The 24,292-nt window shown below is 73.3% G+C and carries 17 protein-coding genes and 1 tRNA gene; 9 read left to right on the forward strand and 9 right to left on the reverse strand.

Going from position 1 to position 24,292, the window contains the following annotated elements; translation table 11 throughout:
• Positions 1–57: 57 nt before the first annotated feature.
• Together ACZ4WQ_RS15110 and ACZ4WQ_RS15115 are read left to right on the forward strand one after the other, a co-directional pair.
• Positions 58–1,041, forward strand: coding sequence for an aldo/keto reductase (locus ACZ4WQ_RS15110; RefSeq protein ID WP_311725258.1), 984 nt, complete (start codon positions 58–60; stop codon positions 1,039–1,041).
• Positions 1,038–3,347, forward strand: a complete 2,310-nt coding sequence (locus tag ACZ4WQ_RS15115) for a helix-hairpin-helix domain-containing protein (protein WP_398371896.1) — start codon at positions 1,038–1,040, stop codon at positions 3,345–3,347. The genes ACZ4WQ_RS15110 and ACZ4WQ_RS15115 overlap by 4 nt, the downstream gene beginning before the upstream one ends.
• 97 nt (positions 3,348–3,444) lie before the next feature.
• Here the strand turns inward: ACZ4WQ_RS15115 and ACZ4WQ_RS15120 are convergent, their stop codons facing one another.
• A complete protein-coding gene (locus tag ACZ4WQ_RS15120) occupies positions 3,445–4,116 on the reverse strand; it encodes a hypothetical protein (RefSeq protein ID WP_358847059.1) in 672 nt (223 codons plus the stop codon).
• A 47-nt stretch (positions 4,117–4,163) separates the two neighbouring features.
• Here ACZ4WQ_RS15120 and ACZ4WQ_RS15125 point away from each other — a divergent pair, with 47 nt between their 5' ends.
• Complete coding sequence (locus ACZ4WQ_RS15125) at positions 4,164–4,352, forward strand: DUF5703 family protein (protein WP_018537156.1); 189 nt, start codon at positions 4,164–4,166, stop codon at positions 4,350–4,352.
• Positions 4,353–4,472: 120 nt separating this feature from the next.
• Here the strand turns inward: ACZ4WQ_RS15125 and ACZ4WQ_RS15130 are convergent, their stop codons facing one another.
• Positions 4,473–5,312 (reverse strand): chaplin, encoded by an 840-nt coding sequence (locus ACZ4WQ_RS15130; RefSeq protein WP_358847058.1) that lies wholly within the window; start codon positions 5,310–5,312, stop codon positions 4,473–4,475.
• A gap of 273 nt (positions 5,313–5,585) precedes the next feature.
• The gene (locus ACZ4WQ_RS15135; protein WP_311725254.1) at positions 5,586–6,923 is read right to left on the reverse strand and encodes a M20/M25/M40 family metallo-hydrolase; all 1,338 of its coding nucleotides are present in this window, start codon (positions 6,921–6,923) and stop codon (positions 5,586–5,588) included.
• 255 nt (positions 6,924–7,178) lie between these two features.
• Between ACZ4WQ_RS15135 and ACZ4WQ_RS15140 the strand changes: the two genes are divergently transcribed.
• The 3 genes from ACZ4WQ_RS15140 (at position 7,179) to ACZ4WQ_RS15150 (ending at position 8,677) form a co-directional block, all read left to right on the forward strand.
• Positions 7,179–7,263, forward strand: a tRNA-Leu gene (locus ACZ4WQ_RS15140).
• A gap of 171 nt (positions 7,264–7,434) precedes the next feature.
• Complete coding sequence (locus ACZ4WQ_RS15145) at positions 7,435–8,073, forward strand: ATP-dependent Clp protease proteolytic subunit (protein WP_398371892.1); 639 nt, start codon at positions 7,435–7,437, stop codon at positions 8,071–8,073.
• Between the two features lies 1 nt (position 8,074).
• The gene (locus ACZ4WQ_RS15150; protein WP_398371890.1) at positions 8,075–8,677 is read left to right on the forward strand and encodes a ClpP family protease; all 603 of its coding nucleotides are present in this window, start codon (positions 8,075–8,077) and stop codon (positions 8,675–8,677) included.
• A gap of 84 nt (positions 8,678–8,761) precedes the next feature.
• Here ACZ4WQ_RS15150 and ACZ4WQ_RS15155 read toward each other — a convergent pair whose 3' ends face one another.
• Both ACZ4WQ_RS15155 and ACZ4WQ_RS15160 read right to left on the reverse strand, forming a co-directional pair.
• Positions 8,762–9,193, reverse strand: a complete 432-nt coding sequence (locus ACZ4WQ_RS15155) for a helix-turn-helix domain-containing protein (RefSeq protein WP_398371888.1) — start codon at positions 9,191–9,193, stop codon at positions 8,762–8,764.
• A 67-nt stretch (positions 9,194–9,260) separates the two neighbouring features.
• Positions 9,261–9,410 (reverse strand): hypothetical protein, encoded by a 150-nt coding sequence (locus ACZ4WQ_RS15160; RefSeq protein WP_385350233.1) that lies wholly within the window; start codon positions 9,408–9,410, stop codon positions 9,261–9,263.
• Positions 9,411–9,758: 348 nt separating this feature from the next.
• Here ACZ4WQ_RS15160 and ACZ4WQ_RS15165 point away from each other — a divergent pair, with 348 nt between their 5' ends.
• Positions 9,759–10,403 (forward strand): DNA-binding response regulator, encoded by a 645-nt coding sequence (locus ACZ4WQ_RS15165; protein ID WP_311725241.1) that lies wholly within the window; start codon positions 9,759–9,761, stop codon positions 10,401–10,403.
• On the opposite strand, the gene ACZ4WQ_RS15170 is transcribed toward ACZ4WQ_RS15165, so the two are convergent.
• Both ACZ4WQ_RS15170 and ACZ4WQ_RS15175 read right to left on the reverse strand, forming a co-directional pair.
• Positions 10,309–11,508, reverse strand: a complete 1,200-nt coding sequence (locus ACZ4WQ_RS15170; RefSeq protein ID WP_311725240.1) for a hypothetical protein — start codon at positions 11,506–11,508, stop codon at positions 10,309–10,311. The two genes, ACZ4WQ_RS15165 and ACZ4WQ_RS15170, sit on opposite strands and share 95 nt — an antisense overlap.
• Positions 11,501–12,691, reverse strand: coding sequence for a sensor histidine kinase (locus ACZ4WQ_RS15175; RefSeq protein ID WP_398371885.1), 1,191 nt, complete (start codon positions 12,689–12,691; stop codon positions 11,501–11,503). Before ACZ4WQ_RS15175 ends, ACZ4WQ_RS15170 begins: the two co-directional genes overlap by 8 nt.
• Before the next feature lie 315 nt (positions 12,692–13,006).
• Here ACZ4WQ_RS15175 and ACZ4WQ_RS15180 point away from each other — a divergent pair, with 315 nt between their 5' ends.
• Complete coding sequence (locus ACZ4WQ_RS15180) at positions 13,007–13,222, forward strand: DUF5988 family protein (RefSeq protein WP_311725238.1); 216 nt, start codon at positions 13,007–13,009, stop codon at positions 13,220–13,222.
• 138 nt (positions 13,223–13,360) lie between these two features.
• On the opposite strand, the gene ACZ4WQ_RS15185 is transcribed toward ACZ4WQ_RS15180, so the two are convergent.
• Positions 13,361–14,101, reverse strand: coding sequence for an AfsR/SARP family transcriptional regulator (locus tag ACZ4WQ_RS15185; protein ID WP_311725237.1), 741 nt, complete (start codon positions 14,099–14,101; stop codon positions 13,361–13,363).
• 66 nt (positions 14,102–14,167) lie between these two features.
• Entirely contained in the window at positions 14,168–14,932 is a 765-nt protein-coding gene (locus ACZ4WQ_RS15190; protein WP_311725236.1) for an AfsR/SARP family transcriptional regulator, read from the reverse strand.
• 730 nt (positions 14,933–15,662) lie between these two features.
• On the opposite strand from ACZ4WQ_RS15190, the gene ACZ4WQ_RS15195 reads away from it, so the two are divergent.
• Positions 15,663–24,287 (forward strand): type I polyketide synthase, encoded by an 8,625-nt coding sequence (locus ACZ4WQ_RS15195; RefSeq protein WP_468022217.1) that lies wholly within the window; start codon positions 15,663–15,665, stop codon positions 24,285–24,287.
• The last annotated feature ends 5 nt before the right edge of the window (positions 24,288–24,292 follow it).

Here is a 24,292-nt window from a genome sequence, read left to right on the forward strand (position 1 = left end):
ACCGGGTTATCCACAGGCCGAACACGGTTCGATCTCCGGCCAGTAATCTCAACGTTCATGGAGCTAAGGCACCTCGGCCGCACGGGCCTGCGCGTATCCCGGCTCGGGCTCGGCACGCTCACCTGGGGGCGGGACACCGAAGAACACGACGCCGCCGATCAGCTCAAGGCGTTCTGGGACGCGGGCGGGACACTCGTGGACACCGCCGATGTGTACGCGGACGGCGGCGCCGAGTACCTCCTGGGCCAGCTGATGGAAGGTCTCGTGCCGCGCCGCGACCTCCAGATCGCCACCAAGGCGGGCAGCGTCCCCGATCCCGACCGCCGCTTCGACGGCTCGCGGGGCCATCTGCTGGCCGCGCTCGACGGCTCGCTCGCGCGGCTCGGCACCGACTATGTCGACCTGTGGCAGGTGCACGCCTTCGACCCGGTCACCCCGATCGAGGAGACGCTCCAGGCGCTGGACATCGCGGTCAGCAGTGGGCGGGCGCGGTATGTGGGGGTGTCCAACTTCTCCGGCTGGCAGCTCGCCAAGGCGGCCACCTGGCAGCTCGCCTCGCCCGGCGCGCACACCCGGCTCGCCAGCACGCAGATGGAGTATTCGCTGCTCCAGCGCGGAATCGAGCGGGAGGTGCTGCCCGCCGCCCTGGACCTGGGCCTGGGCATACTGCCCTCCTCCCCGCTGGGCCGCGGGGTGCTGACCGGCAAGTACCGCCACACGACCCCGGCCGACTCGCGCGGCGCCTCCGAGCAGCTGGCGGCCTTCGTCGCCCCGTATCTCGACGAGGAGGCGAGCCGGATCGTCGAGGCCGTCTGCACCGCGGCCGACGGCCTGGCGACCACCCCGCTGCATGTGGCGCTCGCCTGGGTCCGGGACCGCCCGGGCGTCACCGCGCCGATCGTCGGCGCGCGGAACGCACAGCAGCTCAGGGCGGCGCTGTCAGTGGAGGCGCTTAGTCTTCCCGAGGAAATCTGCCGGGCGCTCGACGATGTGTCGGCGCCCGTGCACCGCTATCCCGATCAGGACTGGAGCACCCTGTGAGCACCGACCGCCTCGCCGGCGAGGCCGCCTCCGCCCCCGAGGAGGAGCCCACCCCCGACACCCCCGCGGCGCGGACGGCTACGGACGCGGCCGACGGGGCCGACGGGGCCCCCGACAGCGGTGGCGACGAAAAGGGCAAAGCCCAGGCGGCGTCCGCCTCCGGCACGGGGAGCGAGGAGTCCCCGGCCAAGCCCGCAGAGGGCGGCAAGCGGTCCGCCGCGGCCGAGGCGCTGGCCGCGGCGGTGCGGGCCGTGGAGAGCGGCGAGCGGTCGGCGGCCTCGTTCTTCAACGACGCACCCGCGGCCCGCCCCGGCGGTGCCGCGGCGCGGGCCGCGGGGGGCGGCGGGGCCCGCCCTGACGGTGCCCGGGAGCGTACGGGCGGCCCGGGGCCCGAGCGGCCCCGGTCGGCCGGGCCCGGCGGGCCGGGCGCCGGGCAGCCGGTCCGCACGACTGTCCCGCCCGGCCCGGTGCCGCGCCCGGCGGGGGACGTCCCCGGCGCCGGCGAGGTCCGGCAGGTGCTGGTCGAGGGCGGCGCCCCCGAGGCCCTGGCCGGTGCGGTCGCGGCCGCTCTGGGCGAGGGGGCCGCGGAGGTGCTGTGCGAGGACCCCTGGCAGCTGCTGGCCGTGCCCGGTGTGCGCCACGACCAGGCGGACGGCTTCGCCCGGGCCCTGCTCGGGCCGGACTGCGGGCCGGGCGACGAGCGCCGGTCGCAGGCGCTCACGGTCTGGCTGCTCGAGCGCGCGGCGCTCGAAGGGCACACCGCGCTGGAGTCCTCCGCGCTGCGCGCCGGGCTCGCCGAGCTGTCCGTGCCGGATCCGGACGCGGGGCTCCGTTCCGCGATCGCGGACGGCCGGGTGCTGGTCTTCCAGGACGCCCTCGACACCCCGGGGGCCGCCCGTCCGGCGGCCGGGAACGGGGAGGACGAGGAGCGGCCGGTGCGGGTCCTCCTGGGGCTGGACCGCTTCGCCCTGGCGGAGGAGAGCCTGGCCGACGGCCTGGCCCGGCTCGCCGGCACCTTCGCCGACCGGTCCGGCGGCCCAGCGCCCGATACCGAGGAGAGCGGGGCCGACGGCGAGTCCGGCGACTCCGGTGACGGCGATGCGGAGGTGGCCGCGGGCGCACCGGGCGCGGCCGACTGGGAGGCCGCGGCCGGCGCCGCAGCGAGCCCGTCCGCCGCGGAGCTGATCCGCGCGGCGGCGGACCACGGGCTGGTCGCGCACAGCGGCGGCGAGGCCGCCCGGGCCGAACCGGCGGCGCTCGTCGCCGCGGCCAGGTCCCTGGGGCTGCGGGCGTACGCGGCGGCGCACACCGAGGACGGCAGGCAGCGGCTGGCCGCGCTGGTCGACGCCGCCTCGGCGGTCACCGTCGCCGGGCTGCTCTCCGGTCACGAGGGCCCGGGCCGCGACGAGGACGGGGCGCTCGCGCTCGATCTGCTCGCCGTGCTGGACGCCCCGCAGCTGGACGTGGAGACCGCGGCGATGCTCGTGGAGTCGCTGCCGGACGGTGCGCGGCTGGTGCTGAGCGGGGACCCCGGTGTGCTGGGCTCGGCGGGCCCGGGCAAGGTCTTCGCGGATCTGCTGGCCGCCCGCCGCTGCCCCCAGCTGGTCTCCCGGACGCCGGACCCCGGGCCGATCGGCGAGCTGGTCTCGGGCATCGGGATCGGTGAGCTCAACCAGGTCGAGGCCCCCGGCAAGGAGGTCGTGATCGTCCCGGCGCGGGACGCGGGCGAGGCCGTGCACCGCGCGGTCCAGCTGGTCGCCGACTCGGTGCCGCGCGCGATCGGCGTGGAGCCGGAGCACACACAGGTGATCACCCCGGGCCACGGCGGCGGCGCGGGGACCCGCGCGCTCAACGCCGCCCTGAAGGAGCGGCTGAACCCCGGCCCCGGCCGGTTCGGCGGCTTCGACCCGGGCGACCGGGTCGCCTATGTCCCGGCGCCGGGCCGTGCGCTGCCGGGCACGGTGGTCTCGGCGGATGCCGACGGTCTGCATCTGGACTGCGCGGGCACCGCCGTCGTGGTGCCCCGTGAGCAGGTCGCCGACACGGTCCGCCTCGGCTGGGCGCTCACCGCCCACCAGGCGGTCGGGGCCCGCTGGCCGGCGGTGGTCGTGGTGCTGCCCGGCGACGCGGCCGCGGGTCTGACCAGGGCCTGGGCGTACACGGCCTTCGGCCGGGGCGAGCGCCATCTGTCCGTGGTGCACGGCGCCGAGGCGGCCCTGGCGCGGGCGGTGGCGGAGATCCCGGCGGCAGAGCGGACCACCCGGCTGCGGTCGCTGCTCCAGACGCAGCTCCCGTCCGCCGGGTAGGCCCTCACATGGAACGACGCCCCGTCCGCGGATTCGCCGGACGGGGCGTCCAAGGCGCCGTCGTGCGCGACGGGCGCCTCAAGCAGGTGCTCGGGGCTCAGCTCCCCGGGCCCAGTACCTCCAGGTCGTCCTCGTCGTCCAGCTCCTCGTCGAAGACCGAGCTCACATCGAAGCGGCAGACGACCTGCTCCGGATCCGGCTGGTCGAAGGGGGTGGCCAGCCACTCCCCCGGCTCCGGGAGCTCGTCCCCGGCCGCCACCCACAGGGTCGAGTCGCCCTCCTCCAGGCCGAACTCCTTGTGGCGGGAGGCGATCTCGTCCGGTTCGTACTCGCCGAAGATCACGCCGACGGCGGCCTGCACGCTGTCGCCGACGGCAGCCGCGCCGCCCGGCCCGCCGGCGTCGCCGGCCCCGGTGCCCTGGTCCGGCTCGGCGACCCGCCGGGCCTGCGCGAGCAGGCGCTGCGGTTCGACGACCGCGTAGTCCCTGCGGATCAGCACGGTCAGTGCGCTCGGTTCCTCGGGCCCGGTATAGGCGGGCAGGGAGTCGTCCCCAGGGATCTCGAAGGGCGTCACCTCGTCGTAGGCGTCGTAGAGCAGCTCGTCGTACACCTCGGCTGCCGCGGCCAGTTCGTTGAACGCGTCGTAGACGGCCCGGTCGTCCTCCCCGGACCGGCGTTCGACAGCGTCGAGGTGACGATCCAGTGCGGCTTTCACCGCTTCGGCGGCGGCGCGTACCTCGGCAGCGGATGGCTGCGCAGCATCAGACATAGTGCAGACGCTATCCGTAGCGGGCCTGGTCCCGCACAATAGATGCGATGCCGGAATACGAATTCTGTGACGTGTATGTGCCGCGCGGGGTCTCCCGCAAGGCCGCCACACGCCTGCTGACCGACCATGCCGAGTACGGACACTGGGAGCTGGACCGCCTTCGCCTGAATCCAGACGGCAGCCGCAGAGTGCGGTTGCGCCGCCGGATCATCCGCCAGCTCCGCGCCACGTGGTGAGCCGCTGACGCGCTGAGCGGGCCCCGCCGGTGTGCGGGGCCCGCTCGTGATCACGCCGGAGCGCGATGTGCCGGTCTCAGTACCGGCTCAGTGCGGCCTCAGGGCCGCCTCAGTGCCGCCTCAGTGCTGTCCGGCCCGCGCCCTGCGGTAGAGCACGGTGCCCGCGAGCAGCATGCCCGCGGCCGCCGGGATGGCCAGCGCGACCGGCCCGGCGCCGGTGTGCGCGAGCTGCTCACTGCCGGCCAGCTGGGAGCCCCCGAGGTGCGAGGAGGCGTCCACGCCGTTCGCACCGACCTGCTGGGCTCCGTGGTTCCCGCCGTGGCCCGCCGCGTGGCCGCCGCCGTTCCCCGGCGAGGAGGGCGTGGGCGTGTGGCCGCCCGGGTTGTTGTGCCCGGGGTTGTGCGGCTTGCCCGGGTCGTCCGGCTTTCCGGGGTTGCCCGGGTCACCCGGCTCGTCGGGGTTGCCCGGCTCATCGGGGTTACCGGGCTCGTCGGGGTTGCCCGGCTCCTCGGGGTCGTCCGGAACGGCGTCCACGACGCCGCCGCACTCGCCACCCATGTCGCTGTTCCCGACCGTGCCGACCCCGACGCCGTTACCGCAGACGTTCGCCGGCACATGGACCGGGACCTGGACGGCGTTGCCGGAGCCGACGCCCGACGAGCTCTCGGTGCCGCCCTCCGCGCTGGAGCCGCTCTGCTGGGAGCCCCCGGAGGCGCCCGTCTTGTTGCCGCAGCCGCTTCCCCCACCGCTGTTGAACACCCCGAGGACGGTCGCGGTGTTGCCACACACATTGACCGGGACCTCGGCGGGCACCTGGATCAAGTTGCCGGACACCGCTCCCGGCGAGTGCGCGGCGCTGCCGCCGGCCCCCGTGTCCGCGTAGGCGTAGCCGCCGGTCACGGCAAGTACCCCGCCCGCCGCCGCGATGGTGATCAGGCCCTTTTTCGCAACCTGTCGCATAACTCTCTCGCTCCCCTGCCTTCCGTCCCGCGGAATGCGCACGGGCCGAATCGCCCGCCCCCCACCCGGGCCTCCCCGGAGCACCTCACCGGTCTCCGGGGCCACCCGGGATCGCACACCTCGGGACTGTGACTCCACGTCACATGATCGATGCAACGGCCCTGTTGGGGGCCGCACACCATGTAACGAGGAAGGAGCAATCGAGCTATGAAGCTACGACACCATTCACCCTTATTGATTCAGTCAGTATGTGTGATCGATTAGCCCATCCGGTCAGCAGGCGTCGATGAACCGGTCCAGCACCCTGACGCCGAACTTGAGCCCCTCCACCGGCACCCGCTCGTCGACGCCGTGGAACATGCCGGCGAAGTCCAGCTCCGGGGGCAGCTGGAGCGGCGCGAAGCCGAAGCAGCGGATGCCGAGGTCGTCGAAGGACTTGGCGTCGGTGCCGCCCGAGAGGCAGTACGGCACGGCGCGGGCGATCGGGTCCTCGGCCTTGAGCGCCGACTGCATGGCGTCGACCAGCGCGCCGTCGAAGGTGGTCTCCAGGGCCTTGTCCGCGTGCACGTCCTCGCGCCTGACCCGCGGGCCGAGGATCCGGTCCAGGTCGGCCAGGAACTCCTCCTCGTACCCCGGCAGGAAGCGGCCGTCCACATGGGCCGTGGCCTGGCCCGGGATGACGTTGACCTTGTAGCCGGCGCCGAGCATGGTCGGCGCGGCGGTGTTCTGGAGCGTGGCCCCGATCAGCTTGGCGATGCCGCCGAGCTTGGCGAGCGTCTCGTCCATGTTCTCCGGGTCGAGCGGGGTGCCGAGCGCGTCGGACAGCTCGTCGAGGAAGGACCGCACCGTCTTGGTGACACGGACCGGGAACTTGTGCCGCCCGAGCCGCCCGACCGCCTCGCAGAGCTCGGTGATCGCGTTGTCGTTGTTGGTCATCGAGCCGTGCCCGGCGGTGCCGTCCACGGTCAGCCGCATCCAGTGCATGCCCTTCTGAGCGGTCTCGATCAGGTAGAGCCGCAGATTCTCGTTGACCGTGAAGGAGAAGCCGCCGACCTCGCCGATCGCCTCGGTCACGCCCTCGAAGAGGTCCCGGTGGTTGTCGACGAGGTGCCGCGCGCCGTACACCCCGCCCGCCTCCTCGTCGGCGAGGAAGGCCAGCACGATGTCGCGCGGGGGCTTGCGGCCGCTGCGCAGCCGGTCGCGTACGACCGCGAGCGTCATCGCGTCCATGTCCTTCATGTCCACCGCGCCACGGCCCCAGACGCATCCGTCCGCGATCTCGCCGGAGAAGGGGTGGTGGGTCCAGTCGTGGGCGTTGGCGGGGACGACGTCGGTGTGGCCGTGGATGAGCAGCGCGGGGCGCGAGGGGTCCTCGCCCGCGATCCGTGCGACCGTCGACGCCCGGCCCTGGTCCGACTCGAAGATCTGCGGCTCGAGCCCCACCTCGGCGAGCTTCTCCGCGACGTACTCGGCGGCCGCGCGCTCGCCCGGGCCCGAGTTGTCGCCGTAGTTACTGGTGTCGATCCGGATCAGGTCACGGCACAGGTCGACGACCTCGTCCTCACCACTGACCGTGCCGGTCGCCCTCGCGGCCGAAGTCGACTCGCTCACACTGCCTCCTCAAGGTTCTGCTGCCGGGCCCTGCCCGCGCGCGGGCAGGGCCCGCGACAGGGGTCCTCCGCCATCCTCCCCCGCACACCCGTCCAGCCCAAGGCGGAAATACCGCCGTCACACCCCGTCCACACTTCCCGCGCCCCGGCCCGCCGCGGGGGCCGCCCGGGGCGCGGGTACGCGTGATCGAGCACGTCCGGATGTTTGCTATGGTTTTCCCGTCGGAACGGCCCAGGGCCGGACGGCAGACACCTTGTCCGGGTGGCGGAATGGCAGACGCGCTAGCTTGAGGTGCTAGTGCCCTTTATCGGGCGTGGGGGTTCAAGTCCCCCCTCGGACACTCACCATATGTACATGGTTATGAGGGTTGTGATTCAACGATCACAACCCTCTTTTTTGTGTCGAAGACTCTGCCCGTGGCGAATCTGCGGCGGGCAGAGTAACCGCATCCGGGGATCTCCCGAGGTCAAGAGTGGAGTCGATGGCATCCCCACCTCGACAAGGAGACCAGATGACTCCACTCACCACGCTCCCGCCCCGCGCGGGGGAGGGCGAGACACCGCCCAGCCGCTTCGACGACCATCTCGCGGCACAGCTGCTCGCCCAGCGGATCGTCCTCCTCGGCACACAGGTCGACGACGTGTCGGCCAACCGGGTGTGCGCGCAGTTGCTGCTGCTGTCGGCGGAGGACCCGCGCACCGACATCAGCCTGTACATCAACAGCCCCGGCGGGGCGGTCACCGCGGGCCTCGCCATCTACGACACCATGCGGCTCATCCCGAACGACGTCTCGACGCTGGCGATGGGGTTCGCCGCCAGCATGGGCCAGTTCCTGCTCACCGTGGGGGCGCCCGGCAAGCGGTTCGCGCTGCCGAACGCGCGGATCATGATGCACCAGCCCTCAGCGGGCATCGGTGGCAGCGCCGCGGACATCGAGATCCAGGCGGAGAACCTCCAGTTCACCAAGAAGGCCATCGAGCGGATCACCGCCGAGCACACCGGGCAGAGCGAGGAGACGATCGCGCGGGACGGCGACCGGGACCGCTGGTTCACGGCCGAGCAGGCCAGGGAGTACGGGATCGTGGACCGGGTGGTGGAGTCGGTCGCCGACATCCGCCCGGCCGCGTCGCGCCGACGGATGGGGTTGTGACATGGGGTCGTACACGGTTCCCTACGTCATCGAGCGGACCGCGCAGGGCGAGCGGTCCTACGACGTCTTCAGCCGGCTGCTGAACGAGCGGATCATCTTCCTCGGCACCGAGATAGACGACGGGGTCGCCAATGTGGTCATCGCGCAACTCCTGCATCTGGAGTCGGCGAACCCGGAGCGCGAGATCTCGATCTATCTCAACTCGCCCGGTGGATCGTTCACTTCGCTGATGGCGATCTACGACACGATGACGTTCGTGCAGGCGCCGATCTCCACGTTCTGCGTCGGTCAGGCGGCCTCGACGGCGGCGGTGCTGCTGGCCGGCGGAGATCCCGGGCGACGGTTCGTGCTCCAGCACGCGCGGGTGCTGCTCGGCCAGCCGGCCAGCGGCGGCCGGCAGGGAACGGTCTCCGACCTCAGCCTCGCGGCCAAGGAGATGGTCCGCATCCGCTCGCAGGTGGAGGAGGTCCTGTCCCGGCACACGCGTCATGACGTGGCGACGCTGCGCGCGGACATGGACCGGGACAAGGTGCTCACCGCCGAGGAGGCCGTCGCCTACGGGCTCGCCGACGAGGTGCTGAGCCGACGGCTCGCGTTCGTCTGACCCCGCGAGGCCGTGGCCGAAGGCCGACGAGCCGGCCGGTACGACGGTGGTGCGCCCCGTCGTACCGGCCGTCGGTTCGTTCGGTCAGGCGGCGAGGCAGAGGCCGTCGTACCGCGCCGTGGGCGACGTGCGGCCCCGGCCCACGCGGCTCCGGGCGTGCCGGGCCAACTCGTCCTGGGCGAGCGAGAGCAGGTCGGCGAGGCCGAGCCCGAGGGCCTGGGCGGCGGCCGCGAGCACCTCGGAGGAGGCCTCCTTGCGTCCGCGCTCCAGCTCCGACAGGTACGGCATCGAGATCCGGGCCGCCTCCGCGACGTCCTTCAGCGTGCGCTCCTGGGCGAGCCGCTCGCGCCGCAGCGCACCGCCGACGAGGTCGCGCCACAGGGGTTCCCTCGGCGCGGGTGTCTGTGGGGCTCCCGCCGGTCGCTGCGGGGCGCGGGTCGCCTCGCCGGAACCGGGTGGCGAGGCCTGCGGGCGCAGGGGGATGACGTGGGCTTCGTTCGGCGCATGAGTGCTCACCTCCTCAGCCTAGGGATCCGGGGCGCCGGGGGAAGGGAGCGGCGTTCTGCCCTGGGTGAAGCCGTGCTCAGCAGATACCTGCTATCTGCGCATCGCCGCGGAGGACCGTGTCACCGAGAACGCTCTCGCCCGCCGCTATGACCTCCCGCCGGGCCAGCTGGCCCGGCTCCTGCGCCGCATCGCAGTCGATGGGCTTCAGCCACAACTCCTTCTTCATCGGCGTCGTCGTGGTGACGGCGCCGTTTTCACGTTCACCGGGACGTACGCCGGGATGTGCGCCGCGCGGCGGGCAGGGGGTGGACGGGACCGGGCACCGGCTCGACTCGGGCAAACGTTCCCATGCCGAACAAGCGTTCATTAACGGAATCTTTCGCCACGCTTCCGCATTCGAGGTGTAAAACCCGGGGAGCCTTTGGGCAGGCTCGGATCCGATTGCGCGGGAACCCCAAGCATGACGTGAAGCATCACAGCAAGCGAGTCCATTCCACACAACCTCAAGGCACATCAGTTTGTCTACTCCTTATACAGGTTCGTCACGAATAGGTAGGTGGGCGTGGAGTTAGGGATGGCCCTCAGCGTCGTGTTGGTCGATGATCACCCCGTGGTACGCGCGGGCATCGCGGCCTGGTGTGCCGCCGCCCATGTGCCGATCAAGGTGGTGGCCGAGGGGTCGGAGCTTTCGGTGGCCCTCTGCGGTCCGGGCCGGGGCGCGGACGTCGTGGTCATGGACCTGCTGTTGCAGAACGGGCGACCCGCGTACGAGGAGTTGCAGGTGCTGGTCGCGCAGGAGCGCAAGGTCGTCGTCTACACGATGCGGGACAGCCAGGAGGCGGCGTTGACCTGCATGGACCTGGGTTCGGCCACCTACATCACCAAGGCGGAGGGGCAGCGGCACCTGGTCAAGGCGATCCAGGCCGCCGCCGCGGACATCCCCTACACACCCCCGTCGCTGGCCGGCGCGTTCGGCAGCGACACCCGGCAGAGCCGCCCGGTGCTGTCCGTGCGGGAGGTGGAGGTGCTGGTGGAGTGGTTCCAGTCCGAGTCGAAGGCCATGGTGGCCAAGAGCCTGGGGATCTCGGAGCGCACGGTGAACACCTATCTGGACCGGGTGCGGATCAAGTACGCGAACGCCGGCCGCCCGGCGACCACGAAGGCCAAGCTGGTGGCCAGGGCGGTTCAGGACGGTCTGATCGCGCTGGACGAGCTGTGATCCGGCACGCGGCCTCCACGAGGAGACGGTCCTCCGCGCGGACCGTGCGCACCCGGATCCCGCTCGCGGCCGGCTCGGGCAGCCGATCCCGCAGCGCGTCCACCACCACGCCCACGCGTACCTGATTCTCGCCGCGCACCACGGTGACGCGCGCCGTCTGCCGGGCGGCGGCCAGTGCGGCGATGACCGGGTCCAGGAGCGCGCGGCGCAGCGGCAGCGGCAGTTCGAGGGGGTCGCCGCGGACGGCGAGCTGCACGGTGGTCCCGTTGCGCTCGGCGACGTCGATACAGGCCCGCATCTCGTGGACCAGCGGGTCGAACGTACAGTCGCTCTCCGCGAACAGCCGCCTCAGCCGGGCGGCTTCCAGCGCGCAGGCCCGCCGCACCTCGTCGTCCCGTGGGTCCAGGGAGCCGTTGGCGAGGCCGGTGAGCAGGGGCAGCACGGTCGCGTTCAGCTCGGCGTAGCGCCGGCGCTGGTCCGTCTGGATCTGGGTGGCGACGGCGATGCGGGTGCGCACCCGCTCCTGCACCTGGAGGGCCTCCCCGATGGCGGTGCTGCTGTTGAGCAGCAGCTTCGCGCCGGCGGCGATGGTCATCTGGAAGCAGCAGGCGGACAGGGCGCTCGCGGCCATGCCCGCGGCGATGGGCCGCGAGGGGACGTCGGCCGTCAGCAACTGGGCGGTGTTGACGGCCAGATGGCAGCCGATGAAGGCGCCGAACGCCATGGGTCCCCGGTGGCCGAGCAGGACGACGGCGAACCAGCCCACGAGGGTGAAGGACCAGTGGGAGGCGCCGACGAAGTACTGGCTCGCCGGCACCTGGGTGGTGGCGGCCACCGAGGCAGCGAAGGCGCCGGCCAGCGCCGTCGGCACCCAGCCGCGCGGCCAGGGGCGCCCGTCGAGGCCGAGGAGGACGCTGCCGCCGAGGATCACGGTGAGCAGTCCGTAGGCGGTCACAGGGACCCAGGGGTGCCGGTACTCCTCCAGGCTGCTCAGGAGGCCGGGCAGCGCGAGTGCGAAGTGGAGGGTGACCAGGATGACCAGTGCCCCGGCGCGGATGCCGCGGAGCTGGTGACGGGTGATCAGCTGACGCAGGTCCTCAGGCACGCGGCCACTCCAGACGTACCGTCGTGCCGCACCCCGGCCGGGACTCCACGGTGCCGCGGCCCCCCACGCTCGCCATCCGCCCGCGGATGGAACGCTGGATCCCGATCCGCTGGGCGGGAACGCGCCCGGTGTCGAACCCCACCCCGCTGTCCGTGATGGTCACGACCACGGTGTGGCGGGTGCGCACCGCCGTGACCCGCACGGCGCCCACCCCCGCGTAGCGCTCCACGTTGCGCAGCGCCTCGCCGAGGCCGCCGCGCAGCGCCGCCGCGGCGGGGCGCCAGACCGTGCCGAGATCCGGGTCGAACAGCGTGGTGGCCCGGAGGGGATGCGCGGCGATCTCGGCGGCCAGCTCGACGGTCAGGTCCACCTCCCCCGCGGCGGACTGCTCGGTGCGCAGTCGGACGAGGTCGCTCGCGGCCTGGGCGCGCAGCGTCTCCGGCCGCATCGACGCCCATGGCGCCGAGGCGATCAGCAGGGTCGCGCAGGCGGTGTCGTGGAGCGCGGCCAGGTGTTCCCGCTCCGCCGCGCACCGGGCCTCCGCCGCCTCGCCCTGCCGGCGCGCCCGCGCGGCCCGGTCGGCGGCCTCGTCGGCCGTCCGGCTCTCGCCGAACACCAGTCGGACCACGGCCTGGGCCAGGACGATGTTCACCAGCACCCAGCCCAGGCTGTACGCGACGTCGGTCAACTCCTGGCGCGGGTGCAGCGCGGCGCCCGCCAGGTCCGCGCAGCACAGCCAGAGCGTCGCCAGAATCGCGACGAGGGGCGGCTGCATGAGCTGGTAGGCCACGGCCGTGAAGTTGAGGGACACCAGGATCCAGGTGCTGCCGTGGCCGGTCGGCGCGTCGGGGACGGTGAGCCACTGGCTGAGACACAGCGCGGTCATGACCGCCAGGTCGAGGGCGAGCAGCCGCCCCGGCCGTAACGTCGAGGCGTTGGCGAGCCACAGGTGGATCCAGCTCCAGGCGAACGCGGCGGACGCGATCGCCGCCGCGACCGGCATCTTCCCCGCCGGCATGCCCACCACGGCCAGCACCGCGCAGGCGCTCATCACCCCGGCGCGGCCGTAGAGCGCCAACTGCCGGTTGAACGCGACGTATTCGCGCGCCCAGGGCCCGGATGACTCGGGTAAGCGCCTCAGGCCCGGCAGCTGGACGCGGAGCGGAAGTGAGGGAAGCGGCATGGGTCATCCATCCTCGGCGACCGTCTGTGTGACACGGCGATGGCGGGAACCTCACGATCCGTGAGGGGGGAACCTCTTTGTCGGTCGTTTCGTCGTCGTTTTGTCGGTCGAACGACCCTCACACCGCATGACCCTGCGCGTCTACGCTGGACCAGGCGCAGCGGGTCCGGGGGAGCAGGTCGGGGCGATCTGCCATCTCACCCAAGTCGGGCCCCCACAAGACCTTTGTGAACAAGGGGTTTGTCACACATCGGCGCGCTTTCACCTCATGCCAACCTTCTCTTGAAATGTATAGCGAAGGGAATGCAGTCGCTTATGTCCGCATCCGCACCCAATGCCATCCTGCGCGGGGGTCCCACGCAGCTGACCGATCAGTCGTGCGCGCGGTATGTCCACGACACCGACTCGACCTTGAAGCTCCTCGTCGGCAACGCCTACGAACACTTCCGGCCCACAGCTCGGTTCGAGGAGCACCAGGGGCAGCACCTGCGGGTCTTCGAGTGGATTCGCCGGACCTACGTCGCCGAATGACCCGGGGCCCGGAATCATCGCCGGTGGGCTCGCCCGCGCCGTGCGCGGGAGGCCCCCGGCGAGTTCGGGCCGGCCGGACAGACGGACCGACAGACGGACGGACGGGGCCGGGGCCCGGGTCACCGTCGGCCCGCTCCGTCAGGTCGAGGCGAGCACGGTGTGGCGGAGCTCTCTGAGCTTCCGCCCGGGTTCGAGCCCCAGCTCGCGGTCGAGGACGCGCCGGGCGGACTCGTATATGCCGAGCGCCTCGGACTTCCGGTCGGAGCGGTAGAGGGCCAGCATCAGCTGGCCGTAGAACGTCTCCCGGAGCGGGAACTCGTCGACGAGGGACCGCAGCCGGCCGACCAGCTCCCGGTGGCGGCCCAGTTCGAGCTGGGCCTCCGCGGACATCTCCGCGCACTCGATGCGCATCTCGGCCAGCCGCTTGAGGAAGCCCGCCATGATCGGTCCCGGCTGGACATTGCCGAACGCCGGGCCCCGCCACAGCGCCAGGGCCTGTTCGAAGCGGGTGGCCGCCGCCGCGGGCTCCCCGCCCCTGAGGCACTTGCGGCCGTCCGCGACCAAACGCTGGAAGACATCGAAATCACATTCGCTCGACGCCCGGCGCAGCATATATCCACCGGGACGCGTGACGATGGGATCCGGCTGGCCGGGCCGGCTCAGGAACTTGCGGAGCCGCGAAATGCAGACGTAGATGCTCGCGGTGGTCCGCCGCGGGGGCAGCTCGCCCCAGATCTCCCTCGTGAGCTGATCCGCCACGACAACCTGATCCGAGCGGATCAGCAGAACCGCGAGAACCGTGGCGAGTTTCTGCGCTCTGAGCAGTGAACTGCCCTTTTCATCGACGACGTGGAGAGGTCCTAAAATCTCGTACCGCACTGAATTTCCCCCTGCACTCGGTCGGCACTGAATTTACCTGGGCGCTACTCCGCACCACTTCGCCGGCTAGGCGGCTTCGAGCTCCGGCGCATCGACGAGCACGGCGTGATGCAGCCGCTTGAGAGTGGCGGACGGCTCCAGCCCGAGTTCCTCCCCCAGGACCGTCCGCGCCGACTGATAGACGCTCAGGGCGTCCGCTCTGCACCCCGAACGGTAGAGCGCCAGCATGAGCTGCCGGTAGAACGCCTCGTGCAGCGGAAGCTCCTCGATCCGCGCATAGAGATAGCTGACGAATTCACGGTGGCGGCCGATTTCCAGGCCGGCGTCCACGAACGACTCGACACATTCCAGCCGGGCCTGCTCGGCCCAGCACACGAAGCCGTTGACGATGGCCCCGTCACGCAGGTCCTCGAGCACCGGGCCGCGCCAGAGGTCGAGCCCCTCCTCGTACGCCTCGCACGCCTCCTGGGTGCGCCCGGCCTGCCGCGCGGACCGGCCCTGGCGCACCAGGTCCTGGAAGACGTGGAAGTCCAGTTCGTCCGCGCCGAGACGCAGCACATAGCCGCTGCGAGCGGTCACGATGGGGCTCTCGGTCCGGTCGGCGGAGCGCCTGAGGAACTTGCGGAGCTGGGACACGTAGACGTGGAGCGTGGCCACGGCTTGACGCGGTGCGCGAGTACCCCAGATCTCCTTCACGAGATCCTCACTGCTCACCACGTCGTCCGCACGCACCAGCAGAGCGGCCAGCAGCACCTCGATCTTCCGGGCGCTGAGCGAGGTCGTGGACGTGCCGTCCACGACGCGCAGCGGGCAGAGTATCTCGTACCTCATGACGCGCGACCCCCCACCGTGGTCGGCGCCATGCCGGCCCTGGGGCACTCACCATTGCGTTCGAATTTGGTCAGCATTCGAAATTCACCCCGATTTTATGTTCGAACCTGTCGACCATACACAAGACGGCCCGAAGCCTTTATGGTAGCGCTTCGGACCTCAGTGGTGACGTCTTACCCACGCCGTGGACAGCTTAGCCAGAGCGAAGCCACGTCTGCACTTTACACGCGGATACAACATTGCCCCCAGTTCGATATTGGCGTCGGGTGAGAGTGGGCTTCTCGGCTATGAAGATCGACGGACGCTTTGCGATCGGCGGGTGCGCTGAATCATCGTGCACCACTGCGGCCGGCGCCGGGGACGCCGATTGGCGCTGACGGCGGAACAATCGGCAACAGAGCTCGCAGAGAAAGCAGCATCGCCGCATCCTAACGGCGCACGGCGCGACAGTGTGAGGGTCGATCTACCGACAACCAAATGGGCATATACGGCGATTCATCGACCGGTGACCGTCGCCGCCCCGGTTGCTCGGGCCACGATCACCGGGTGTCGGGCCCCGGTGCGGCAGATCATCGACGCGATCTTTACCCCGGCGCGGTCAACCCCGTTGTCAACCCGCCCGGAGTGCTTTCGGTTAGATCAACTTTAGGCCGGATTCCCAGAATGAACACCGTTCGGGGCATGTCGCGAGCCATAACCAGCGGTTTTGCAATTCAGGTATGGGGGTTTCATGGCCGGGAGCAGCCCGACCCGCTCACCGCAGGCGAAGTCTCCCGTCGCGATCGTGGGCCTGGCCTGTCGACTGCCGAACGCCCCCGACCCGGAGGCGTTCTGGGATCTGCTGCGCACGGGTGGGAGCGCCGTCGTTCCCGTACCGGCCGGCCGCCTGCCCGCGCGGCCCGGCTCCGCGCCGTACTTCGCCGGGCTCCTGGAGCGCGTCGACACCTTCGACGCGCGGTTCTTCGGCATCTCGCCGCGCGAGGCCGTGGCGATGGATCCACAGCAGCGGCTGATGCTCGAACTGGCCTGGGAGGCCATGGAGGACGCCGGTTTCGGCCCCGACACCCTGGCGGACGGCCGCACCGCCGTGTTCACCGGCGCCATCTGGGACGACTACGCCACGCTCCTCCACCGGCACCGGCCCCATGACATCACCCGTCACACGATGACGGGTCTGCACCGCGGCATCATCGCCAACCGGATCTCCCACCGCCTGGGCCTGCGCGGCCCGAGTCTCACGGTGGACGCGGCGCAGTCCTCCGGGCTGGTCGCCGTGCACCTGGCCTGCGAGAGCCTGCGCCGGGGGGAGGCCGATCTGGCGCTGGCCGGCGGGGTGAACCTGATCCTCGCCGAGGAGAGCATGCGGGTGGCCGAGGCCCAGTTCCAGGGCCTCTCACCGGACGGCCGCTGCTACACCTTCGACGCGCGCGCCAACGGCTTCGTACGCGGCGAGGGCGGCGGCATGCTGCTCCTCAAACCGCTGGCCGCGGCCGTCAGGGACGGCGACCCGGTGTACTGCGTGATCGAGGGCAGCGCCGTCAACAACGACGGCGCCACCGACGGGCTGACCCGGCCGAGCGCCGAGGCGCAGGCGGATGTGGTGCGGCAGGCGTGGCAGGCGGCCGGAGTGGCGCCCGCCGAACCGCAGTACGTCGAACTCCACGGCACCGGCACACCCGTCGGCGACCCGATCGAGGCCGCCGCGCTCGGCGCCGCGCTCCGCGGGCGGCGCCCGGCGGACACCCCACTGCGGGTCGGCTCGGTCAAGACCAACGTGGGCCACCTGGAGGCCGCCGCGGGCATCGCGGGGCTGCTGAAGACGGCCCTGAGCATCCATCACCGGCGGCTTCCGCCGAGTCTCAACTTCGCCACCCCCAACCCGGACATCCCGCTGGACGAGCTCGGCCTGCGCGTCCAGACCGAGCTCGGGCCCTGGCCGGACGAGCGGCGGCGGCTCACCGCCGGGGTCAGCTCCTTCGGCATGGGCGGCACCAACTGCCATGTCGTCCTGGCCGAGCCGCCCGCCACGGCCACGGCCACGGCATCGGCGCGGCCGACGCCGCCACCGCCCGGGGACGCGTCCGCGCGCCCCGCCCCGCCCGTCACGCCGTGGGTCGTCTCGGCGGCGAGCGCGGAAGCCCTGCCGGCCCAGGCCGCCGCGCTGCGCGAACACCTGCGCGCACACCCCGGGCTGCACCCGGTGGACGTCGGCCACGCGCTCGCCACGACGCGGACGGCGTTCCCCCACCGGGCCGTCGTCCTGGGCACGGGCATGGGCACGGGCACGGGCACCGACGGCGGTGAACTCCTCGGTCGTCTCGACGCGCTGGCCGCCGGGGCGGACGCGACGGGGGTGTTCCGTGGCCGCGCGGGCGGCGGCCGGGTCGCGTTCCTGTTCAGCGGCCAGGGCAGCCAGCGCCCCGGCATGGGCCACGAGCTCTGCGCGGCGTACCCGGTCTTCGACGCCGCGCTGCGCGAAGTGTGCGCGCATCTGGACCCCTGGCTCGACACCCCGCTGCTGGACGTCATGTTCGCCGAGGCGAGGCCGGGTGCCGAGGCTCCGCTGGACCGGACCGAGTACACCCAGCCCGCGCTGTTCGCGTTCGAGGTGGCCCTCTACCGCCTGGTGACGTCGTGGGGCCTCACGCCCGACCATCTGATGGGCCACTCGGTCGGCGAGATCACGGCCGCGCACGTGGCCGGGGTGTTCTCGCTGCCCGACGCCTGCGCGCTGGTGGCGACCCGGGGCCGCCTCATGCAGTCGGTCGCCATCCCTGGGGCGATGGCCGCCTGGCAGGCGACCGCCGAGGAGGCCGGGCACGCGCTGGAGGCACACGGCGGACGGGTGGGCCTCGCGGCCGTCAACGCACCCGCCTCCGTGGTGGTCTCCGGCGACCGCGACGCCGTGGTGGCGGCCACCGCCGCGTGGCGGGAGCAGGGCCGCAAGGCCACCGTGCTGAAGGTCAGCCACGCGTTCCACTCCCCGCACCTGGACGGCGTGCTCGGGGAGCTGCGCGCGGTCGCGGCCGGGCTCGCCTTCGCCGCGCCCGCCATCCCCGTGGTGTCGAACGTGACCGGCCGGCCGGCCACCGACGCCCAGCTGCGCTCGCCCGACTACTGGGCCGACCACGCGCGGCAGGCCGTGCGGTTCGACTCCGGTGTGCGGCACCTGTGCGACGCGGGGGTCACCACCTTCCTGGAACTCGGCCCCGACGCCTCGCTGACGGGCATGGCGCGGGAGAGCGCCACGGCCTGGGCGGGCGACGCGCCCCGCCCGGCGGCGGTGGCGGTGCAGCGCCGCGAACGGCCGGAGGCGCACAGCTTCGTGGCGGCGATGGCACAGGCGCACGTACGAGGCGTGGCCGTCGACTGGGCGGCGGGCTTCGCCGGGCACGAGCCCCGGCGGGTGCCCCTGCCGACCTACGCCTTCCAGCGCGAACGCCACTGGCCCGACGACGCCTTGAACGACGCCCTGGACGAGGCCGCGGACGGGCGGCGGGCAGCTCCGGCTTTGTCATCGGGCCCGGCCGCCGCCCCGGCCGCCGCCTCCGCCGACAATGGAGGCTCCCCCGGCGAGCCGCTGGCCCTCGTCCGTACGCACGCGGCCCTGGTGCTGGGACACGACAGCCCCGACGGCATCGACCCGAGCCTGACCTTCAAACAGCTCGGCTTCGACTCGCTGGCCGCCACGGAGCTGAGCGAACGCCTCAGCACGGCCACGCGGATCCCCCTGCCCGCCACCCTCACCTTCGACCACCCCACGCCGAACGCCGTGGCCGCCTGGCTGCGCGCGGCCCGCGACGGGCGGCCGGCCACCGCCCCCGCCCCGACGCGCCGGTCGGCCACGGCCGACGACCCCATCGCCGTAGTGGCCGTCAGCTGCCGCTACCCGGGCGGGGCCGACTCCGGCGAGGCGCTGTGGCGGCTGGTGGACGAAGGCACCGACGCCGTGGGTGAGTTCCCGGGCGACCGGGGCTGGGACCTGGCCGACCTGTTCGGCCGAAACCCGGACAGCAGCGGCGGCAGCGGCGGCAGCGCGACGGGCCGGGGCGGCTTTCTCCACGACGCGGGGGACTTCGACGCGGAGTTCTTCGGGATCAGCCCGCGCGAGGCGCTGGCCATGGATCCGCAGCAGCGCATCCTGCTCGAACTCTCCTGGGAGCTGCTGGAACGGGCCGGCATCCCGCCGACCTCGCTGGGCTCCAGCGCGACCGGCGTCTTCGTGGGGGCGACGGCCGTGGACTACGGGCCACGGCTGCACGAGGCCACCGCCGAGATCGACGGGCATCTGCTGACCGGCTCCACACCGAGCGTGGCCTCCGGCCGGGTGGCCTACACCCTCGGCCTGGAGGGACCGGCGCTCACGGTGGACACGGCGTGTTCGTCGTCGCTGGTGGCGCTGCACCTCGCCGCGCATGCGCTGCGGCAGGGCGAGTGCGACCTGGCGCTCGCGGGCGGGGCCACGGTGATGGCCACGCCCGGCATGTTCACCTCCTTCTCCCGGCAGCGCGGCCTGGCCCCGGACGGGCGGTGCAAGCCGTTCGCCGCCGCCGCCGACGGCACCGGCTGGAGCGAGGGTGCCGGGCTCGTCCTGCTGGAACGCCTCTCCGACGCCCGCCGCAACGGCCACCAGGTGCTCGCCGTCATCCGTGGCTCGGCGGTGAACCAGGACGGCGCGAGCAACGGCCTCTCCGCGCCCAACGGCCCCTCGCAGCAGCGCGTCATCCGGCAGGCCCTGGCCACGGCCGGGGTGGACCCGGCGGACGTGGACGCGGTCGAGGCCCACGGCACGGGCACCACGCTGGGCGACCCGATCGAGGCCCAGGCCCTCCTCGCCACCTACGGACAGAACCGCCCCGAGGACCGGCCCCTGTGGCTCGGGTCCATCAAGTCCAACCTTGGCCACACCCAGGCGGCGGCGGGTGTCGCGGGCGTCATCAAGATGGTGATGGCCCTGCGCCACGGCCGACTGCCCGCCACCCTGCATGTCGACGCGCCCAGCCCGCACGTCGACTGGGCCACCGGAAACGTCCGCCTTCTCACCGAGGCCGCCCAGTGGCCCGACACCGACCGGCCGCGCCGCGCCGCCGTCTCCTCCTTCGGCATCTCCGGCACCAACGCCCACCTCATCCTCGAACAAGCCCCTGAGCAGCCTGGATCGCCCGCTACGGAGACCTCTTCCGAGGGTGGCGTGGTGCCCTGGGTGCTGTCCGCGCGTACCGCCGAGGCGCTGCGCGCCCAGGCCGGGCGCCTGGCCGAGTGGGTGTCCGACGGCGCCTCGCCCTCCCCGGTGGACGTGGGGTGGTCGCTTGCCACCACGCGGTCGGCGGACCGGCACCGCGCCGTGGTCAGCGGCGCGGACCGGGACGAGCTGCTGTCCGCACTGCGGGCGGTGGCGGACGGACCGCCGGCCGTCGCCGTCTCCGCGGAGGCCGCGCCAGGCCCGGTCATGGTGTTCCCCGGGCAGGGTTCGCAGTGGCGCGGCATGGGCGTGGAACTGCTTGACTCCTCCCCCGTCTTCGCCGCGCGCGTCGCCGAGTGCGAGGCGGCGCTCGGCGAGTTCGTCGACTGGTCGCTCACCGCCGTGCTGCGCGGCGCGCCGGGGGCGCCGGAGCCGTCCCGGGTCGATGTCCTCCAGCCCTGCCTGTGGGCGGTGATGGTGTCGCTCGCCGCTGTCTGGGAGAGCTTCGGCGTGACGCCCGCCGCGGTGGTCGGACACTCGCAGGGCGAGATCGCCGCCGCCTGCGTCGCCGGGGGCCTGTCCCTGCGGGACGGCGCCCGGGTGGTGGCGCTCCGCTCCCGGGCCCTGCGGGCGCTCGCCGGCCACGGCACCATGGCCTCGGTCGCGCTGAGCGCCGAGGAGGCCGAGCGCTTCCTCGCGGACCGGGGCGCGGCGGCCGCCGAGGTGACGGTGGCGGTGTTCAACGGGCCGTACTCCACGGTGGTGTCGGGGCCCGCCGACCAGGTCGCCGCGGTGGTGGCCGCGTGTGAGGCGGCCGGCCACCGGGCCCGGACGATCGACGTGGACTACGCCTCGCACGGCCCGCAGGTCGACCTGCTCGCCGACACGATCCGCGCCGACCTGGCCGACCTCGCCCCGCGCGCCTCGGGCGCCGCCTTCTACTCCGCCGTCACCGCCGCCCGGCAGGCGACGGAGGAGCTGGACGCCGACTACTGGTTCACCAACCTGCGGCAGCCGGTGCGGTTCGCCCCGGCGATCGACACCCTGCTGGACGCCGGATACCGCGTGTTCATCGAGGTCAGCCCCCACCCGGTGCTGATTCCCGCGCTACGGGAGTGCTTCGAGGAGGCCGATGTCGCGGCGGCCACCGTGCCCACGCTGCGCCGGGACCAGGGCGGCCCGGATCAGGTGGCGCGGGCGCTGGGGGACGGCTTCGCGGCGGGACTCGCGGTCGACTGGAGCCGCTGGTTCGCCGATGGCGAGGGCCACCGGCCGCGTACGGTCGAGCTGCCCACCTATCCGTTCCAGCGGCGGCGTTACTGGCTGACGCCGGACCAGGGCCGTCGCGAGCGGCTCGCCGCCGGGGCCGGGACCCGCCCGGCCGGACACCCGCTGCTGTCCTCGGCGGTCGAACTGGCCGACGGCGGCCTGGTGCTCAACGGGCGGCTGCCCGACGACACGGCCTGGCTCAACAGCCACACCGTGGCGGGTGTCGGGCTGGTGCCCGGCGCGGTCCTGGTCGACTGGGCGCTGCTGGCCGCCGACGAGGCGGGCGGGGCGTCGCTGGAGGAGCTGCTGCTGCGTGCGCCGCTGGAGCTGTCGGGTGCGCCCGGGGGCGTGTTGGCGCAGGTCGCGATCGCGGCGCCGGACGGGTCCGGCCGCCGTGGGATACGGATCTCGTCCCGGCCCGCCGACGCCGGTGGCGGTGTCGGCACCGGTGGGGAATGGACGTGTCACGCGGTGGGGTCGCTGGTCCCCGGGGGCCGGTCCGGCCCGGCGGCGGCCGGAACGCCGGTCGTCCCGTGGCCGCCCGCGGGCGCCGAGGCCCTGGATCCGGCGGAGCTGTACGAGCGGGCCGAGCGGCGCGGCTACGGCTACGGGCCCGCGCTGCGCGGCGTACGGGCGCTGTGGCGGGACGGCGCCGACCTGGTCGCCGACGTGGCGCTGCCCGACGATGCCGGTGATAGCGGTGACAACGGTGGAGGTGGTGAGGACACGGCCGGGTTCGGCATCCACCCGGTGCTGCTGGACGCCGCGTTGCAGCCCGCGCTGCTGACCGCCCCCGACGACGCTGAGGCCCGGGTATGGCTGCCGTTCGCGTGGAGCGGGGTCCGGCTGTGGGCGACCGGGGCGCGCGCCGCGCGGGTCCGGGTGTCGCCGTTGGACGAAGCAGACGAAGAACGCGAGCTGCGGATTGAGGTGTCCGACCCGGCCGGGGCGCCCGTGCTGAGCATCGAGTCGGTGGTGCTGCGCCCGCGTGGCGTACGGCAGATACGCGAGGCGAGCGGGGCCGCCGCGGGTGGTCTCTTCGCCGTCGACTGGACCGCGGTGGCCCCCGCGGAGCCCTCCGGCGCCGAGGACGACACGGGGCGGGTGGCCGTGTTGGGCGAGGCGCTGACGGAGTCGGAGTCGGAGACGGAGTCGGCCGACGCGAACGCCGATCGGTACGCGGACCTTCCGGCGCTGCTGGCCGCGCTGGACGCCGGAGCGCCCGCGCCGTCCTTGGTGCTGTGGCGCACACCGGCCGCTCACCCCGGGGCCGCGCCGGACGAGGCGGCGCTGTCCGCCATACGGGGCGTCGCGGCGCTGCTGCGCGGCTGGTGTGCCGAGCCGCGGCTGGCGGTCAGCCGGCTCGCGGTGCTCACCCGGGGCGCGGTGGCGCCCGACGGCTCCGAGGGCGATCCGGTGGACCCGGCCGCGGCGGCGGCCTGGGGGTACGCAAGCGGTGTCCAGGCCGAACATCCCGGCCGCTTCCTGCTCATCGACACCGACACCGACACCGGCATCGGCGCCAAGGCGGGTCCGGCGGCCGTGGCGCGGGTGGCCGCGCTCGACGAGCCGAGGGTCGCGCTGCGCGGGGACACACTGCTCGCGCCACGCCTGGCGCGCTCCGCCGCGGCCCCGGGCGACGGGGCGTTCGACGCGGAGGGCACGGTCCTCGTCACGGACGCCGGAAGCCCGCTCGCCGAGGCTGTCGCCGAGCATCTGGCCCGCGCCGAGGGCGTCCGGCGGCTGCTACTGGTCCGCTTCGGCGGCGCGGAGAGTACGGACGACGGCGGGAGCGGTGAGGAGCGGTGGGGCGCGCGGGTGCGCGTGGTCACGGTCGACCCGCTCAACGCCGCCGCGCTGGAACGGGTGGTGGCGCGGGTCGAGCCGGCCCATCCACTGACCGGCGTCGTCCACGTCGCGGGGCTGTCGTCCGCCATCGAGCCGGTCGCCGTCGAGTCGGCGGGTGACACGGTACGAGGGTGGGCCGCGGTGGCCGGGGCGGTGACGGCGTTGCAACGGGCCACCGCCGGACTGCCGTCGGTCCGGTTGGTCACCCTGTCGGACGCCGCCGCGACCTGGGGCGGTCCGGTGTCGCCCGAACGGGCCGCGGCCGGTGCGTTCTGCGACGCCGTGATGGCGGCGCGGCGCCGGGCCGGGCTGCCCGGCCTCGCGGTGGCGTTCGGGCCGTGGGCCGCTGCCATAGGCGCCGATGCCGGTTCCGGGGCTGGCTCCGGCGGGCGCTGGGCGGGGGTGCTCGGCGCGGACCGCGGGGCGGCGCTGTTCCGGGCCGCCTGCCACGCCGACCGCCCCGGGCTGGTGGTGGCCGACATCCGGGTCCGGGCCCTGGCCGCCCGTCCGGGCCACGAGCTGCCGGCCGCGCTGCGCGCACTCGCCGCGAGCGCGGGTGGCCGGGCACCGGTCCGGCCGGTGGCCGCGGCCCCGGGCCGCACCGCCGACTTGGCGAGCCGGCTGGCCGGCCTCGGGCCCGCCGAACGGCGCCGCGCCGTCCTGGAGCTGGTGCGCGACCACGCCGCCGCGGTGCTCGGGCAGAGCGACCCCAAGGCCGTGCGCGGCGACTCGTCGTTCAAGGAGCTGGGCTTCGACTCGATGACCGCCGTCGAGCTGCGCGACCGGCTGGTGGCGGCCAGCGGGCTGCGGCTGCCCGCCGCCGTCATCTTCCGGCACCCCACGCCGGAGGCGCTGGCCCGGCGTATCGAGCAGCAGCTCGCTCCCGACACCCCGAACAGCGCACAGGACACTCCGCACAACGGCAACGGCAACGGCAACGGCTCCACGCTCGACGCCGCGGACAAGCTGGCGTCCGCCACGGCCGCCGAAATCCTCGACTTCATCGACAACGAGCTCGGCGTGCTCTCCGACGCACGTCCGCGCCCCTCCCACTGAAGGCA

Source organism: Streptomyces sp. NPDC028305, from assembly GCF_055569495.1.